The sequence below is a fragment of the Caulobacter sp. P4_E5 genome, assembly GCF_056401555.1.
This window is the reverse complement of sequence record NZ_JBFUJD010000004.1, coordinates 20055-35407: the sequence shown is the minus strand read 5'-3', so window position 1 is coordinate 35407 and position 15353 is coordinate 20055. Positions and strand designations below refer to the sequence as shown.

The 15353-nt window shown below is 68.5% G+C and carries 14 protein-coding genes; 11 read left to right on the top strand and 3 right to left on the bottom strand.

The window, feature by feature from the left end; genetic code table 11:
• Nucleotides 1-96 precede the first annotated feature (96 nt).
• From AC1DSO_RS01995 to AC1DSO_RS01970, 6 genes are all read left to right on the top strand, one after another.
• Entirely contained in the window at nucleotides 97-1104 is a 1008-nt protein-coding gene (locus AC1DSO_RS01995) for an ABC transporter substrate-binding protein (protein WP_477067241.1), read from the top strand.
• Nucleotides 1101-1850 carry an ABC transporter ATP-binding protein gene (locus AC1DSO_RS01990; RefSeq protein ID WP_477067240.1) on the top strand — a complete coding sequence of 250 codons (750 nt, stop codon included), beginning with the start codon at nucleotides 1101-1103 and terminating at the stop codon, nucleotides 1848-1850. Before AC1DSO_RS01995 ends, AC1DSO_RS01990 begins: the two co-directional genes overlap by 4 nt.
• Nucleotides 1847-2605, top strand: coding sequence for an ABC transporter permease (locus AC1DSO_RS01985; RefSeq protein ID WP_477067239.1), 759 nt, complete (start codon nucleotides 1847-1849; stop codon nucleotides 2603-2605). Before AC1DSO_RS01990 ends, AC1DSO_RS01985 begins: the two co-directional genes overlap by 4 nt.
• A 61-nt stretch (nucleotides 2606-2666) precedes the next feature.
• On the top strand, nucleotides 2667-3317 hold the full coding sequence (locus AC1DSO_RS01980; protein WP_477067238.1) for a hypothetical protein: 651 nt from the start codon (nucleotides 2667-2669) through the stop codon (nucleotides 3315-3317).
• Entirely contained in the window at nucleotides 3318-4406 is a 1089-nt protein-coding gene (locus tag AC1DSO_RS01975) for a DUF2336 domain-containing protein (protein ID WP_477067237.1), read from the top strand. It abuts the gene before it with no gap.
• A gap of 111 nt (nucleotides 4407-4517) precedes the next feature.
• On the top strand, nucleotides 4518-7433 hold the full coding sequence (locus AC1DSO_RS01970) for a M16 family metallopeptidase (protein WP_477067236.1): 2916 nt from the start codon (nucleotides 4518-4520) through the stop codon (nucleotides 7431-7433).
• A gap of 173 nt (nucleotides 7434-7606) precedes the next feature.
• Here the strand turns inward: AC1DSO_RS01970 and AC1DSO_RS01965 are convergent, their stop codons facing one another.
• Nucleotides 7607-8551 carry a hypothetical protein gene (locus tag AC1DSO_RS01965; RefSeq protein WP_477067235.1) on the bottom strand — a complete coding sequence of 315 codons (945 nt, stop codon included), beginning with the start codon at nucleotides 8549-8551 and terminating at the stop codon, nucleotides 7607-7609.
• 174 nt (nucleotides 8552-8725) lie between these two features.
• On the opposite strand from AC1DSO_RS01965, the gene AC1DSO_RS01960 reads away from it, so the two are divergent.
• Nucleotides 8726-9271, top strand: a complete 546-nt coding sequence (locus AC1DSO_RS01960) for a PAS domain-containing protein (protein ID WP_477067234.1) — start codon at nucleotides 8726-8728, stop codon at nucleotides 9269-9271.
• 59 nt (nucleotides 9272-9330) lie between these two features.
• Here AC1DSO_RS01960 and AC1DSO_RS01955 read toward each other — a convergent pair whose 3' ends face one another.
• Nucleotides 9331-10995 carry a choline dehydrogenase gene (locus tag AC1DSO_RS01955; RefSeq protein WP_477067233.1) on the bottom strand — a complete coding sequence of 555 codons (1665 nt, stop codon included), beginning with the start codon at nucleotides 10993-10995 and terminating at the stop codon, nucleotides 9331-9333.
• A 160-nt stretch (nucleotides 10996-11155) separates the two neighbouring features.
• Between AC1DSO_RS01955 and AC1DSO_RS01950 the strand changes: the two genes are divergently transcribed.
• From AC1DSO_RS01950 to AC1DSO_RS01940, 3 genes are all read left to right on the top strand, one after another.
• A complete protein-coding gene (locus AC1DSO_RS01950; RefSeq protein WP_477067232.1) occupies nucleotides 11156-11680 on the top strand; it encodes a hypothetical protein in 525 nt (174 codons plus the stop codon).
• A gap of 216 nt (nucleotides 11681-11896) precedes the next feature.
• The gene (locus AC1DSO_RS01945) at nucleotides 11897-12157 is read left to right on the top strand and encodes a helix-turn-helix domain-containing protein (protein ID WP_477067231.1); all 261 of its coding nucleotides are present in this window, start codon (nucleotides 11897-11899) and stop codon (nucleotides 12155-12157) included.
• 145 nt (nucleotides 12158-12302) lie between these two features.
• On the top strand, nucleotides 12303-13319 hold the full coding sequence (locus AC1DSO_RS01940) for a LacI family DNA-binding transcriptional regulator (protein WP_477067230.1): 1017 nt from the start codon (nucleotides 12303-12305) through the stop codon (nucleotides 13317-13319).
• Between the two features lie 226 nt (nucleotides 13320-13545).
• On the opposite strand, the gene AC1DSO_RS01935 is transcribed toward AC1DSO_RS01940, so the two are convergent.
• The gene (locus tag AC1DSO_RS01935) at nucleotides 13546-14079 is read right to left on the bottom strand and encodes a gamma carbonic anhydrase family protein (RefSeq protein ID WP_477067229.1); all 534 of its coding nucleotides are present in this window, start codon (nucleotides 14077-14079) and stop codon (nucleotides 13546-13548) included.
• A gap of 325 nt (nucleotides 14080-14404) precedes the next feature.
• Between AC1DSO_RS01935 and AC1DSO_RS01930 the strand changes: the two genes are divergently transcribed.
• Nucleotides 14405-15202: a PhoH family protein gene (locus tag AC1DSO_RS01930; RefSeq protein WP_477067228.1), complete on the top strand. Its 798-nt coding sequence runs from the start codon at nucleotides 14405-14407 to the stop codon at nucleotides 15200-15202.
• Nucleotides 15203-15353 lie beyond the last annotated feature (151 nt).

The following is a 15353-nucleotide window of genomic DNA, read 5'->3' as shown; positions in this document are numbered from 1 at the left end:
GCCGGGGAGATCGGAGTATTGGATTGCGCCCCGTTCCCGCTTGGAAGTCGCCCCCGTCGCCCCTAACTTGGCCCCAAATCGAGGGGAGCCAAATCCATGCGTCGCCGCGCCTTTGTCACCATGGGAGCCGCCCTGGGCCTGACGGCCTTGATCGCCGCCTGTTCGCCCGCCCACAAAGACGCCGCTCCCGCCGGCGAGACCAAGCTGAAACTGGCCACCGACTGGCGGGCCGAGGCGGAGCTGGGCGGTTACTATCAGGCCCTGGCGACCGGCGAGTACAGGAAGCGCGGCCTGGACGTGACCCTGATCCAGGGCGGCCCGGCCGTGAACGTGCCTCAGCTGCTGGCCACCGGCGCGGTCGACGTCGGCGTCGGCTCCAACAGCTTCATCGTCATGAACCTGGCCAAGGAGAACGCCCCGGTGAAGGCCGTGGCGGCGTTCATGCAGAAGGACCCGCAGGTCCTGATCGCCCACCCCGGCCAGGGCATCAACGGCATCGCCGACATGAAGGGCCGGCCGATCCTGCTGTCGGACGCCTCGATCACCGCCTTCTGGGTGTGGCTGAAGGCCAAGTACCAGTTCAGCGACGACCAGGTGCGCAAGTACAACTATTCCAGCGCCCCGTTCCTGGCCGACAAGCGCGTGATCCAGCAGGGCTACGCCACCAGCGAGCCGTACCTGATCGAGAAGGAAGGCAAGCTCAAGCCGGCGGTGTTCCTGCTGGCCGACAGCGGCTATCCCGCCTACGCCTCGATGGCCCTGGTCCCCGACAGCCTGATCGCCAAGAACCCGGCGGCGGTGCAAGCCTTCGTCGAGGCCACGGCGGCCGGCTGGAAATCCTACCTCTACGGCGATCCCAAGCCGGGTGACGCGGCGATCCTGAAGGACAATTCGGAAATGACCCAGGACGTCCTGGACCAGGCCCGCGACAAGATGCGCTCGTACGGCATCGTCAGCGCCGAGGCCGACAAGACCGACATCGGCCTGATGACCGACGCCCGCTGGGCCGAGTTCTTCAAGGTGGCGTCCGAGCAGGGCGTCTATCCCAAGGACATGGACTACAAGAAGGCCTACACGCTGCAGTTCCTGCCCAAGGGCCAATGACCTCCACGATCGCCAGCCTCTCCGGCGTCGAGGTCGACTACGCCAGGGGTCGCGCCTTGGGGCCCGTCGACCTGGCCCTGGCGCCCGGCGAGATCGTCGCCCTGGTCGGCCCCTCGGGTTGCGGCAAGTCCACCGCCTTGCGTTTGCTGGCGGGCCTCGAGGCTCCGACGCGCGGACAGGTGACCCGCGCGGCCGGCCGGGGCGAGACCTCGGTGGTCTTCCAGGCGCCCACCTTGGCCCCCTGGTTGTCGGCGCGCGACAACGTCGCCCTACCACTGGAATTGGCCGGCGCCGCGAAGGCCGAAGCCCGCGCCGCCGCCGACGCGGCGTTGGACAAGGTGGGCCTGGGCCAAGCTTTGGCGGCCCGTCCCGCCCAGCTGTCCGGCGGCATGGCCATGCGCGCTTCGCTCGCTCGGGCCCTGGTCACCCGCCCGCGCCTGCTGCTGCTGGACGAGCCGTTCGCCGCCCTGGACGAGATCACCCGCCGGGCCTTGGCCGATGACGTCTTGGCCTTGGCGGCCGAATTGACGCCGGCCGTCGTGTTCGTGACCCACAATGTCGAGGAGGCGGTCTACATGGCCCGCCGTGTCTTGGTCATGACCCCGGGGCCTGGCCGGATCGCTGGCGAGATCATGATCGACGGCCCGGTCGTCCRCCCGCCGGGCTTTCGCACCACCGAAGCCTTCCGCGCCGCCGCCGAGGCGGTCTCGGCCCTGCTGGCGCGGGCGACGGAGCGCGCCGCGTGAAACGCGTCCTGGCGCCTTTGATCCTGATCGCCGCCCTGCTGGGCGGTTGGGAGATCGCCTGCCGAGTCCTGGCGGTTCCATCCTATCTGCTGCCCACGCCCAGTGCGATCTGGGCGGCGTTTCTGCAGTCCTGGCCGCTGCTGCTGGCCTCGGCCTGGGCGACCCTGTCCACCGCTCTGCTGGCCCTGGTCATCGCCAGCCTCGTGGCCTGCGCCCTGGCCCTGACGGTCAGCCTGAACGGCCTGCTGGAGGACGCCGTCCGGCCGATCGCGGTGACCTTGCAGGTCACGCCCCTGGTCGCCATCGCTCCGCTGGTGACCATCTGGGCCGGCATCGACCATCCCGAACGGGCGGTGATCGGCCTGGCCGCTGTCGTCGCCTTCTTCCCGATCTTCTCCGGCGCCCTGACCGGCCTGAAGGCGGTCGATCCCGACCTCGCGCGCCTGTTCGACCTCTATGGCGCCAGCCCGCTGCAGCGCCTCATTCGCCTGCGGCTGCCGTCGGCCGTTCCCGCCCTGCTGGAAGGGCACAAGGTCGCCGCCGGCCTGGCCGTGATCGGCGCCGTGGTGGCCGAGTTCGTGGCCGGTTCGGGCGGGGCCCAGGGCCTGGCGTGGCGGATTCTGGAGGCCTACAACCGCCTGCAGACGGCCAAGGTGTTCGCCGCGCTTCTGACCCTGGCCGTGCTGGGCGTCGTCCTGCACACCGCGATGGAGCAGCTGGAACGTCGACTTCTGGACTCTTGGCGCGGTCGTTAGGCCAAGATTAAGCCGCTGAGTCTACGACAGGAGACTTAAAGACTCCGTCCGGATCGGCCCCATGCGCTGCATCGCCCTTATCGCCGCCCTGGCTTGCGCGACCGCCGCGCATGCGGACGGCTCGCGCGAGAGCCGCTATGGCCCGGCTCCGGATCGCGCGCCCGCCGCCGTGAACGGCAGGGCTCCCGGCTATACCGGCCAAGCCTATTCCGGCCGCGCCCTGGGCTGGAGCGGCAAACGCGAGATCGTCGCGCCCACCGCCGAGGCCGCCTCGCAAGTTCAGCCCTGGTGGGCGCGCGGCGCATCGCAGCCCGCGCCGCAACCCCAGCCGCAACAGCCGGTCCGGGCGGCCTATCAGCCCCAGGTTCCCGCCTACGCGCCGCCGACCCGCGATCTGCCGCAAAGCATCTACGACGCCCCCGCCGCTCCCTCACCTGCGAGTCTGGCGCCGCTCCCCGCCGCCTACGCCGCGCCGGTTCAGCCGCCGCCGCAGCAAAGCGGGCTGCGGCCCGGCCAGATCGGGGCGCGCACCTATTCCGTCGGTCGCCAGTTCGGCATGACCCCCGACGCCATCCCGGCCGCCGGTCCGCCGCGCATGGTCCTGATCGCCCCGCCGCCCGCCGAGCCCGAGGACGAGGACAAGCCGCGCGACGACGGCGACTGGCCGGCCCAGGGCGCGTCGGGCAAGAGTAAAAAGGACAGCGACCAGTAGATGCAGTCGCGCCTCAACGACCTGATCGCCCTGGCCAACGAGCCGTCCAGCGCCAAGCGCCGGGAACTGCTGCGTGGCGTCACCGACCTGCTGTTCGCGGCCGACGGCGGTAACGCGGTCGAGATGGCGCTGTTCGACCAGGTGCTGAGCCAATTGGCCGGCGACATGGAAGAAGCCGTCCAGATCGAACTGGCCACGCGCCTGGGCGAGACGCCGGTCGCCCCGCGCGGCCTGTCCAGCGCCCTGGCGTCGGGGTCGATCGCGGTCGCCGAGCCGATCCTGCGCGGCTCGAACGCCCTCACCGACGAGGACCTGCTGCACGTCGCCCGCACCAAGGGCCAGGATCACCTGCGGGCCATTTCACAGCGCCCCAGCGTGTCCAGCGTGGTGTCGGACGCCATCGTGGCGCGCGGCGACGACGACACCCTGGGCGTCCTGCTCCGCAACGAGGGCGCGGTGCTGTCGCGCCAGGCGCACGAGACCGTCGTCGACCGCGCCGCCGCCAACCCGGCCCTGCACGAGGCGGTCATCGACCGCCAGAGCCTGCCCGTCGACCTGCTGAACGAGATGTATTTCGTGGTCGAGGCGCGTCTGCGCGACCGGATCATGGAGCGCAATTCCGGCGTCGATCCCGCCATGCTGGAAGCGGCCCTGGCCGCCGGCCGCAAGCGCGTCGCCACCCAGGACGGCGCCCTGCCCGCCGATCACGCCGAGGCGGAAGCCGAGCTCCAGGCCCTGCGCGGCAAGGGTGAGATCTCGCCGCAGATGCTGGCCAACATGCTGCGCGGCAAGAAGACCACCCTGTTCCTGGTGGCCCTGGCCGACATGGCCGAGGTCGACTTCCACACCGCTCGCCGGATCCTGGAACGGCGCGAGATGGACGCCCTGGCCGTGATCTGCAAGGCGGCCGACTTCGATCGCTCACTGTTCCTGACCTTCGCCCTGCTGATCCTTGATCCGTCGGACGACGTCATGGTCAAGGCCAAGACCTATGGCGAACTCTACGCCACCCTGCCGCGCGAGTCGGCCCTGCGCACGATCCGCTTCTGGCGCCTGCGCCGGCAAACCGGCGACGTGGCGGCGGCGTAGCCGCGCTCGACGGCCCGCATTAAGGCCAAAACCGGCCTCTCTCGCGCCTTGCGTGCGCCATGCGGGACGGCCAAGGTGCCGCCTTCATTTTTCTCCTGCCCTGGATTCTCGATGATCAGCGCTTCGCGCTTGGCGCTTGTCGCCGCCGCCGGCCTTTCGGTCGCCGCCTGCTCGCACCTTCCCACGCCGTCCCTGCCCCTGCCGAGAAAGGAAGCCGCCGCGCCCGCGATTCCGGAGGCGCCGCCTCTGGCGGGACCGAAGGTCGCCGACCTGAAGCCGGGCCAGTGGGCCCAGGAGATCTCGGACGTCGCGCCCGATCCGGCTTGGCGCTTCGGCGTGCTGCCCAACGGCATGCGCTACGCCATCCGCAAGAACGCCACGCCCCCTGGCCAGGCCGCGGTGCGTCTGTGGTTCGACGCCGGCTCGCTGATGGAGGCCGACGACCAGCAGGGCCTGGCCCACTTCCTGGAGCACATGGCCTTCAACGGCTCCAAGAACGTGCCGGAAGGCGACATGGTCAAGATCCTGGAGCGCCACGGCCTGGCCTTCGGGGCCGACACCAACGCCCAGACCAGCTTCGACGAGACGATCTACCAGCTGGACCTGCCCAAGACCGACGACGGCACGGTCGACACCTCGCTGATGCTGCTGCGCGAGGCCGCCGGCGAGCTGACCATCGCCCCTGACGCCGTCGACCGCGAGCGCGGCGTGGTGCTGTCGGAAGAGCGCACCCGCGACACCCCCGGCTATCGCGTCGCCATCGCCACCCTGTCGGCCCAGATGGAAGGCCAGCTGCCGCCCAAGCGGATCCCGATCGGCAAGCCCGAGATCCTGAAGACCGCACCCGCCCAGCGCATCCGCGACTTCTACGAGGCCTATTATCGCCCCGAGCGGGCGGTGCTGGTCGCTGTCGGCGACTTCGACGTCGACGCCATGGAGGCCAAGATCAAGGCCAAGTTCGGCGATTGGGTCGGCAAGGGCCAGAACGGCAAGGATCCCGACGTCGGCCCGGTGGCCAAGCGCGGTCCCATCGCCAAGCTGATCGTCGAGGCCGGCGCGCCCTGGTCGGTGCAGATGACCTGGACCCGCAAGCCCGACGGCCTGCTGGAGACCAAGGCCGTCGACGAGCGCGACATGATGGAGAACCTCGGCTTCGCGGTACTGAACCGCCGCCTGCAGGCCATCGGCCGCTCGGCCGAGCCGCCGTTCATCGCCGGCGGGGCCTTCAAGGGCGACCAGTATGGCGCGGTGCGGGTGACGACCTTCGGCGCCACGGCCCAGCCGGGTCGCTGGCTCGAGGCCATGACCGCGCTCGACGCCGAGCAGCGCCGCGCCGTCCAGTACGGCGTGCGCCAGGACGAGCTGGACCGCGAGATCGCCAGCATGCGCTCGGCCCTGGTCGCCGCGGCGGCCGGCGAGGCCACCCAGCGCACGCCGGGCCTGGCCAATCAGCTGGTCGACACCCTGGGCGAYGGCGAGGTGATCACCTCGCCCAGCCAGAACCTCGCGGCCTTCGACGCCCTGGTGAAGGGCCTGACGGCCGATCGCGTCAACACGGCGCTGAAGACGGCCTTCGCCGGCTCGGGCCCACTGGTGGTCATCGCCGCCCCGACCACGATCGAAGGCGGCGAGCCGGCGATCCTGAAGGCATATGACGGGCTGAAGAGCCAGCCCGTGACGCCGCCGGCCGCGCCGGGCGTGACCGCCTGGCCCTATTCCAGCTTCGGCCCGACCGGCAAGGTCGCCGAGCAGAAGGACATTTCCGACCTCGACGCGGTCTTCGTGCGCTTCGAGAACGGCGTGAAGCTGACGGTCAAGCCGACCAAGTTCCGCGACGACCAGGTGCTGGTGAAGGTCCGCACGGGCCATGGCTTGCTCGACATGCCGTCCGACAAGCAGAGCCCGCTGTGGTCCGGCACGGCCTTCGTCGAGGGGGGTCTCAAGCAGATCAGCGCCCAGGACATGGAGCGGGTGCTGACCGGCAAGATCTGGAACGCCCAGCTGGGCGTCGAGGACGACGCCTTCACCCTGAACGGCCGCACGCGCCCCGAGGACCTGTCCACCGAGCTGCAGGTGCTGACCGCCTTCGCCACCGAGCCCGGCTGGCGGCCCGAGGCGTTCAATCGCGTCAAGACCAGCTACGGCACGCTGCACGACCAGCTGCAGAGCACGACCGGCGGCGTCGTGAGCCGTGACCTGGGCGGGCTGATGCACGTCGGCGACCAGCGCTGGACCTTCCCGTCGCGCGAACAGATCGCCGGCGCGTCGCTGGACGAACTGAAGGCCGCCGTCGCCAATCCGCTGACCAAGGGCGAGGTGGAGATCGTCATCGTCGGCGACACCACAGTCGACAAGGCCATCGCCGCCGTCGCCGACACCTTCGGCGCCCTGCCCGCCCGTCCCGGCGATCCGGCCCTGCCCGGCGCCGAGAAGGCTCCGTTCCCCGCTCCGTCCACCGAACCGGTGGTGCGGACCCACAAGGGCCGAGCCGACCAGGCGGCGCTGTTCATGGTCTGGCGGACTGACGACCTGTTCTCGAACCTGCAACGCTCGCGCGACGTCTCGATCTTGGGCCAGGTCATGCAGCTGCGCCTGATCGACGAGCTGCGCGAGAAGCAGGGCGCGACCTACTCGCCCAACGCCCTGTCGACCGCCAGCGTCACCTTCAAGAACTGGGGCTATCTGGCCGTTAGCCTGGAGGCGCCGCCCGAGAAGCTGGACGGCGTGATCGCCTCGATCCGCAAGATCGCCGCCGACCTGCGCGACAAGCCGATCACCGACGACGAGCTGGAACGGGCCAAGAAACCCCGCATCGACCAGATCGAGAAGGCCCGTGCGACTAACGAATACTGGGTCGGCGCGCTGTCGAACGCCCAGAACGATCCGCGCCTGCTGGACGCCACCCGCTCGGTGCTGGCCGGCCTGGCCCGGGTCACCCCGGCCGACGTCCAGAAGGCGGCCAAGACCTATCTGGGCGACGACAAGTCGTGGCTGCTGCTGGTCAAGCCGGAAGCGGCGGCGAAGTAGGGCGCGGAGTTAAAGAGAAAGGCCCCGGCGGAAACCGGGGCCTTTTTCGTATCTCCAGTCCTGTCATCCCGGCCGAAGCGAAGCGTAGAGCCGGGACCGCAGAAAGCTCGGAGCCTGTCGCGGTCCCGGCTCGGCGCGCTCCGCGCTTGGCCGGGATGACAACGACTTTTGCCTCAATACACGACCCCGCCCACGCCGCCGTCCAGGCTGAAGCTGGTCGACAGGGTCTGGCGCTCCTGCACCGTCTCCTCGCGGTAGGCGGTGTACTTCTCGATGGTCATGATCGTCAGGATCTTCACGCCGGCGCCGAAGCGGCGCAGCAGCGAGCGCTCGTTGCAGTCGCGGGCCGGACGTTGCGGACGGCAGGTCAGCGTGCCCTGGCCGCCCTGGCCGCCGACGGCCCCCGCGCCGGGGATGTGATAGAGCGACTCGTTCTTCTGGCAGATGTAGGTCTGGCCGGCGCCGCCGGTCGAGATGTCGATCTGGCCCTCGTAGTCGGCGATCACGTACTGCATGCGGCTGCCGGCGATGCAGCGATAGAGCTCGCCGTCATAGCGATCGTCGATATCGCGATCGGGCGTGACCTGCGAAGCCGGGTGCGGCACGTCGCGATCGTCCAGGCAGACGGCGCGGATGATCACGCGGCGCGTCCTGGTGCGGGTGGCTTCATAGGACTGGCGACGACGGGCCTCGCCGCCCTCGACGTTGAGGCCCTGGATATAGCCGCTCGCCACGGGGCCGGAATAGTAGCCGCCGTGCGAGCCGCCGCCGTAATAGTTGACGACGCCGCCGGCCCCGGCGCCCGCACCGGCCGACGAGCCCGCGCTGGAGCCGGCGTTGCTGGTCGCGGTGGCGCTGGAATTGGCGTTCACGATCACGGTCGCGCCGATGTTCACATTGACGCCGGGAATATTGACGTGGTGACCGCCGCCTCCGCAGCAGCCGGTCGGCGGCGCTGGAGGCTTCGGCGGCGCGGGCGGCGGCGAGCAGCACGGGGGCGGCGGCGGCGGACACCCGTTGTTGCACTGGGCATAGGCCACGCCGCCGACCAGCAGGCCGCCAAAGAGCGCGCCCAGGGCGATCAGCAGAGCGCGCGTGTTCAATTTCGGCGCCTTCATAGGCGGTTCCCTTCACATCGGGTCGTTCCGCTCGCTGTTAAGCAAGAATCGGGCCGAAGCGCCCGCCCCTCCCCGGATCTGCTCCAGAATGGGACGGTCAAGCCTCTGGCCCGGTTCTCCCAGCAAGCCTCGTGCGGTCGAAAACAGCCGCGCAGGACCCGCCAGGGGACGACGATGTTCCATCCAAGCACGGAACGGTTGATAGACTATTGGCGTGACAAGAAGGGCGACGCCGCCCTGCCCCGCCGAACCGACGTCAATCCGGGCGATTTCCTGGAACTTCTGCCGCAGGTCTTCATCCTCGGCCGCGACGGCGGCAAGCTGCCGTTCCGCCTGGCCGGCGGCTTCGTTTCCGACCTGCACGCCCGCGACCTGCGCGGCCACGACGCCCTGTCGCTATGGGCTCTGTCGCATCGCCTGGAGCTGAAATCGGCTCTGGACGTGGCCCGCAAGCGCCGCACCCCGGTCGTGGCCACCGCCGATATCCGCGCCCACGGCGTCCCGTCGGTCGGCATGGAGGTGCTTTTCGCCCCCCTGCAAGGCGCCAGCGGCGAGACCGACCGTTTCCTGGGCCTCTACCAGCCGACCGCCATGATGGCTCGTTTGATGGGCCGGCCCGCCTACGAGCTGGGCCTGCGCGAGATCAAGCCGCTGGGCGAAGCCAACCAGGACATGCCCCGCCTGCGGCTGGCGACCTTGGACGGGCGGGCGATCGCCTAGGTCGGCAAATCCAGCCGGGTCGCCTTCGTAAAACCCTCTCCCTCCGGGAGAGGGGGACTTCAAGCCGCCACTGCCCTTCCGTCCTCGAACACCGGGACGTCTTGGGGCGCCAACATCGCCTTGCCGAGGATGAGATCCGCCGCCCGTTCGGCGATCATCAGGGTCGGGGCGTTGGTGTTGCCGCCCACCAGGGTCGGCATGACCGAGGCGTCGATCACCCGCAGGCCTTGCAGGCCCTGCACCCGCAGCCGGTCGTCGACCACGGCCAGCGGATCGCCGGCCACGCCCATGCGACAGGTGCCGACCGGGTGGTAGATCGTCTCGGCCTTGGCGCGGATCCAGGCGTCGAGTTCGGCGTCGCCGCGGACCTCCTTGCCTGGCGCGTATTCGGCGTCGCGATAAGGGTCGAAGGCGGCCTGCGCAACGGTCTCGCGGGCGATGCGCACGCCTTCACGGATGGCGCGGCGATCCTCGTCCGTGGCCAGGTAGTTGGCGCGGATGGCCGGATCGTCGAACGGGTTAGCCGACCGCAGGCCCACGTGACCTCGGCTTTCGGGACGCAGCTGGCAGACGTGCAGGGTGAAGCCGTCCTTCTCGACGACCGTCTTGCCGTGGTCCTGCATGATCGCCAGCACGCCATGGATCTGCAGGTCGGGCCGGTCGAGGTCGGGCCGCGACTTCAGGAACGCGCCGCTTTCCAGGAACTGCTGCCGGCCCAGCCCCTTGCCGAGGATCATGTACGACAGGCCCACGCCCAGCTTGTTCAGGCCCTTGTTGGCCGAATAGGCGGTCTTGAGGTTCTTGGTCGTCCACGAGACGCAGACGTCCAGGTGGTCCTGCAGGTTGGCGCCGACGCCTTTCGACTCATGGACGACCGCGATCCCGTGGGCCTTCAGGTCGTCAGGCGCGCCGATGCCCGACAGTTGCAGGATGTGCGGCGACTGCACCGCGCCGGCGCTCAGCAGCACCTCGGCGTCGGCATAGGCTGTCTTCTTCTCGGCGGCCTTGCCGACCACGTATTCGACGCCGACGGCCCGGCCCTTCTCGACCAGGATCCTCGTCGTGCGGGCCTCCGTCACGCAGGTCAGGTTCGGGCGGGAGAGCGCCTGAGCCAGATAGGCCATGGCCGCGCTGCAACGCTGGCCGTCACGAATGGTCAGGTCGTAGGGACCGAAACCCTCCTGCTGAAAACCATTGAAGTCCTTGGTCGTCTTGTGGCCCGCCTGGCGGCCGGCCTCGATCAGGGTCGAATAGAACGGACTGTCGGACTCGCCCTTCGACACATGCAGCGGGCCCTGGCCGCCGTGATAAGCGTCGCCGCCGCCGTGGTGGTGTTCCGAGCGTTTGAAATAGGGCAGCACCTCGGCATAGGACCAGCCGGACAGCCCCATCTGCCGCCACTGGTCGTAGTCGCGCGCGTGGCCGCGGATGTAGATCATGCCGTTGATGGCCGAGCTGCCGCCCAGGCCCTTGCCGCGCGGCCACCAGAGCTTGCGGTTGTCCAGGTTGGGCTCGGCCTCGGTCCAGAAGCCCCAGTTGCAGTCGCCCTTGTCCTTGATCAGCTGGCCCACGCCGGCCGGCATCCTGACCAGGATCGAGCCGTTCTTGCCGCCGGCCTCGAGCAGCAGGACCTTGACGTTGGGGTCCTCGGTCAGGCGGGCGGCCAACACGCAGCCGGCCGAGCCGGCGCCGATCACGACGTAGTCAAAGCGTTCGCTGGCCATGGCCCCGACACCCTCCCTCGCAGGTTATCATTGTTAAGGCAGAGTGGTCCGGGTTCTCGCCGCGCGCAAGGCTCCCCGAAATTTACGGGTACAGGTTAGTACAGAGCTCGATCCAGGCTAGAGCTGTCGTCTTCGATGACGCCGACAGTAAGGAACACCGATGCTCTCCAAGCTTTTCTCCGCCGTGGTCGCTTCGGCGACGCTTCATGCGGCTGACGCTTCGGCGGCCTCGTTCTACGACGCCGCGCTCTGCAAGCCGGCCTATACGATGGAGTCCGCCATGGAACTCTATGAAGCCGCCGAGAGGATCACTAAACCCGACACGTCCTTGCTGACCGCCTATGTCTACAAGCTGCCGAACGATCTCGGCCAGGACGGCTTCAAGACCAAGGAGGTCGTGTTCGCGAGCACCTCGGTCGGCGTCCTGATCCAGGGCCAGCAGGCCGAGGCGCTGGCCCTGCGTTATCAGCTGCAACGCGAACGCTCGAACCTGATGGGCGCATCCACCAAGGGCTACGCCCGCGCCCTGCCGCTGGCAGAACAGCCCCGGCCCGAGGCGGGAACCGTCTCGGTCATCGCCCGGGAGAGCGCGTCCCTGCCCGGCAAGACCTTGCTGGCCTGCGAATTCGTCTCGAAGGAGGATCAGGCCGGACTGGACGCCTACGAAAAGTCGAAGGGCCGRTGAGACTCAAGGGGGCGCCCGGCCTGGCCGCGCCAGCGCCGTGGCGCCTGTTCGGCACGCGCGACCATGAGAGGTGATAATTTCCCCATGTTTGCGCTAACATTATCTATTGTACTTTAAGCCCCCCGCCTAATACCGTGGCCTCGTGCATGAACGTTGCCCGTCCCGACAAGATCGGCGCACGGGCGAGGAACGAAAAGCGTGGAGGCCCGGGGCGAGATGACGAGACCGATGAACGCCGCGATCGCCGAGAGCCCGCACCAGAGCCTTGGCGACCTCACCCCGGCCCAACTGAGGGTTCTGGAGCGCGTGAACTCTGGATTGCTCAACAAGCAGATCGCCTTCGACCTCGGCATCGCCGAGGCCACGGTCAAGGCGCACATGACCGCCGTGATGCGCAAGCTCAACGTCCACAACCGCACTCAGGCGGCGATCGCGGCCCAAGGCATGATCGCCAAAACGCGAGCCGCCACCGACTGAGGGTAGGCGAAAGTCGGTATTGGCCAAGCGCCCCTCTTCCGAGGAAGATCGCGCCGGGCGCGCGGCGGGCTAAGAGCGTTCGGGCCGGAACGCGGCGGGGGAGATCGGATTGGCGAGACGGACTGGACAAACGCGTGGCGCGACGATGGTCGACGTAGCGGCCGAGGCCGGCGTCTCGGCCATGACGGTGTCGCGCGTGATCAATGGCCGCAGCAACGTGGACCCCGAGACGCGGGCGGCGGTGGATCAGGCGATCCGCGCCCTCGGCTACACGCCCAATGTCGCCGCGCGCAGTCTGGTCACCTCCGCCGAACTCAGGATCGGGGTCATCTACGCCAACCCGAGCGCCGCCTTCATGAGCGACTTCCTGACGGGTGTGTTCGAGGAAGCCTCGACCCGGGGCGCTCGCCTGGTCCTGCTCAAGGGCGGCGAAGACGGCCATCCGCCTGACAACGAGGCGCTGAAGACCCTGCTGGCCACCGGCGTCCGCGGCGTCATTCTGGCGCCGCCGCTGGGCGAGGCGGCCCCGGTGCTGCGCGTACTGCGCAAGGCGCGGCTGCCGATGGCCGCCGTCGGCGCCTATGACGTCGAAGGCGCGATCTGCGTTCGCATCGACGACCGGCGCGCGGCGCGTGAGATGACCCGCGAGCTCATCGGTTTGGGCCATCGGCGCTTGGGCTTCATTCTCGGCAATCCCGACCAGGCGGCCAGCGCCGAGCGTCTGGCGGGGTTCCAGGCCGCCGCGGGCGAGGTCGAGGGCGTGCGGACGACCATCGCCCAGGGCGACTTCAGCTTCGCGTCGGGATTGGCGGCGGCCGAGCAGCTGCTCGACGCCGCCTCGCCGCCGACGGCGATCTTCGCCAGCAACGACGACATGGCCGCGGCGGTGATCTCGGTCGCCCACCGCCGTCACCTCGACGTGCCCGGCGAACTCACCGTCGTCGGCTTCGACGACACCTCGGCGGCGGTGACGCTGTGGCCGCCGCTCACCACGGTGCATCAGCCCGTGCGCAAGCTGGCGGCGGAAGCGCTTGGCCTGCTGGCGGCGGAAATCGCCGCCGGCGAAGGCCCCACCGGCCGTCGCGCCGGTCACGTGCTCGAGCACGAAATCATCCGGCGCCAGTCGACCGCCTCGAGACAGCCCGCCCGCGCCGACAACTAGATGTCGGCGAAGGCGAGTTGGCCATTCACACTCAACCCGAAACCAGATACATACTACCTATGRACGAAACGGGGCGCGATACGCCCGCGCCGTCCCGCCGCGAACACGACGCCTCCTCGCGGCGAGCTTCCTTCTCGCGCTACGTGCCCAGCGCGGGAAGCGGGAGCGCCGCCTCGCATCCCCCCCAAGCAAGCGGGCGGCGCTCCCAACCGCCTTCCTGGCCGCCTTAGGCCTCGACGACCTTCAGGTCGCGGACATAGCGCTTCCAGTTCTCGACATAGTGCAGGGCCGAGGCCTGCAGGATCATCGTGTGGTGCTCGCTGACCTCGCGCACCACCTTGCCCGGCGCACCCACGACCATGGAATTGTCCGGGATCTCCTTGCCTTCGGTGATCAAGGCGCCGGCGCCCACCAGACAGTTCTTCCCGATCTTCGCGCCGTTCAGCACGATCGCGCCGATGCCGATCAGCGAGCCGTCGCCGATCGAGCAGCCGTGCAGCATCACCATGTGACCAATGGTCACGTTCGCGCCGATGGTCAGCGGCGCGCCAAGATCAGTGTGGAGAACCGAGCCGTCCTGGACGTTGCTGTTCTCGCCGATCGTAATCGGATCGTTGTCTCCACGGGCGACCGCGCCCCACCAAATACTGGCGTTCTTCTTGAGGATCACATTCCCCATCACGCTCGCCGTCGGCGCGATCCAGTATTCGCCTTGGACGGGAAGCGTGGGAGCAGTGGCGCCCAGGGAATAGACAGTCATCCGTATGCCTCGTTTTCTTGGACGCGATTTTCAGATTAACGACCCGGAAACCATGATGGGCCATTGTAGTCAGGCGATTCGAGAGGGAACATTCCTCAAGCGGGAATCATTTTCCTGTCGTGATCCGGTCGGGGGCGACCTTCGCCGTCGACCTGCCCGCTGACGAAGACGAGGTGTCGCTCTTGGCGTTTCGGCGTATAGCACCGCCCTCTGGAACCCCTCACGGGGGGAGCTCTCCCGAGCCGCCTCGCGCACGCGACTTCGTTACAATCCAGCTCACCGCCAAGGACGACGCCTCACAGGCTCGTCCTTTTTTATTGCCTGAATGGAGGCTTTGATGACCAAGCGAGCCCTGAAGCGGATGGCGCGTGAAGGCGCGTACGAGACGACCAGCCAATACGACGACGCCAAGGTGCGCCGTCTGCCGGTCGATCACCGCGGCGGCGGCTGGTCGCCACTGTCCGATGAGGGAGGCCCGAGAGGCGATAGTCGGGACCAGAGCTATCTCAAAACCATAAAACCAAAATCGCCAGGCCAGGCCGAGTTGATGGAAGCCATCGACAACAAGAACCTGGTCATGGCCCTGGGTCCGGCCGGCACGGGCAAGACCTATATCGCCATCTCCAAGGCGGTGGAGGCTCTGGAGGCCGGTACGGTCAGCCGCATCGTGCTCTCGCGCCCCGCCGTCGAGGCCGGGGAGTCGATCGGCTACCTGCCGGGCGACATGGAAGACAAGCTGGCCCCCTATCTGCGGCCGCTCTACGACGCCCTGACCGACCGCCTGTCGGTCAAGCGCATGCGGGCCCTGATGGCCGAGGGCGCCATCGAGATCGCCCCGGTTGGCTTCATGCGCGGCCGCACTTTGAACAACGCCTTCGTCGTGATCGACGAGGCCCAGAACTGCACCTACATGCAGCTGAAGATGCTGCTGACCCGCCTGGGCTGGCACTCGACCATGGTCGTGACCGGCGACCCTAACCAGTCGGACCTGTTGCCAGGCATTTCGGGCCTGGCCGACGTCGCCGACCGCTTCGAGGCGGTCTCCAACATCGCCGTGGTCCGCCTGGCCGATCGCGACATCGTCCGCCACCCGCTGGTCGCGGAGATGCTGGGCGTTCTCTAGAGATCCGAGTGGGGCCGCTTCGTCCGAGGACGGAGCGGCCTTTCGGTGGCGATTGCGCTTTACAGCAGTCTGAGGTTGAGCGACCCTTCCTTTCCTATCAGGCTCAGGATGGAAACGGTCATGTTGAAACGCTCGGCCCTCGCTGCCTTGG

What these genes read in the sequence shown, in the direction of transcription:
- AC1DSO_RS01965 (WP_477067235.1), bottom strand. Translation starts at nt 8,551, where the DNA reads ATGAAGGCGCCGAAATTGAACACGCGCGCTCTGCTGATCGCCCTGGGC.
- AC1DSO_RS01945 (WP_477067231.1), top strand. Translation starts at nt 11,897, where the DNA reads ATGACGAGACCGATGAACGCCGCGATCGCCGAGAGCCCGCACCAGAGC.
- AC1DSO_RS01935 (WP_477067229.1), bottom strand. Translation starts at nt 14,079, where the DNA reads ATGACTGTCTATTCCCTGGGCGCCACTGCTCCCACGCTTCCCGTCCAA.
- AC1DSO_RS01975 (WP_477067237.1), top strand. Translation starts at nt 3,318, where the DNA reads ATGCAGTCGCGCCTCAACGACCTGATCGCCCTGGCCAACGAGCCGTCC.
- AC1DSO_RS01930 (WP_477067228.1), top strand. Translation starts at nt 14,405, where the DNA reads ATGGAGGCTTTGATGACCAAGCGAGCCCTGAAGCGGATGGCGCGTGAA.
- AC1DSO_RS01995 (WP_477067241.1), top strand. Translation starts at nt 97, where the DNA reads ATGCGTCGCCGCGCCTTTGTCACCATGGGAGCCGCCCTGGGCCTGACG.
- AC1DSO_RS01960 (WP_477067234.1), top strand. Translation starts at nt 8,726, where the DNA reads ATGTTCCATCCAAGCACGGAACGGTTGATAGACTATTGGCGTGACAAG.
- AC1DSO_RS01940 (WP_477067230.1), top strand. Translation starts at nt 12,303, where the DNA reads ATGGTCGACGTAGCGGCCGAGGCCGGCGTCTCGGCCATGACGGTGTCG.
- AC1DSO_RS01980 (WP_477067238.1), top strand. Translation starts at nt 2,667, where the DNA reads ATGCGCTGCATCGCCCTTATCGCCGCCCTGGCTTGCGCGACCGCCGCG.
- AC1DSO_RS01955 (WP_477067233.1), bottom strand. Translation starts at nt 10,995, where the DNA reads ATGGCCAGCGAACGCTTTGACTACGTCGTGATCGGCGCCGGCTCGGCC.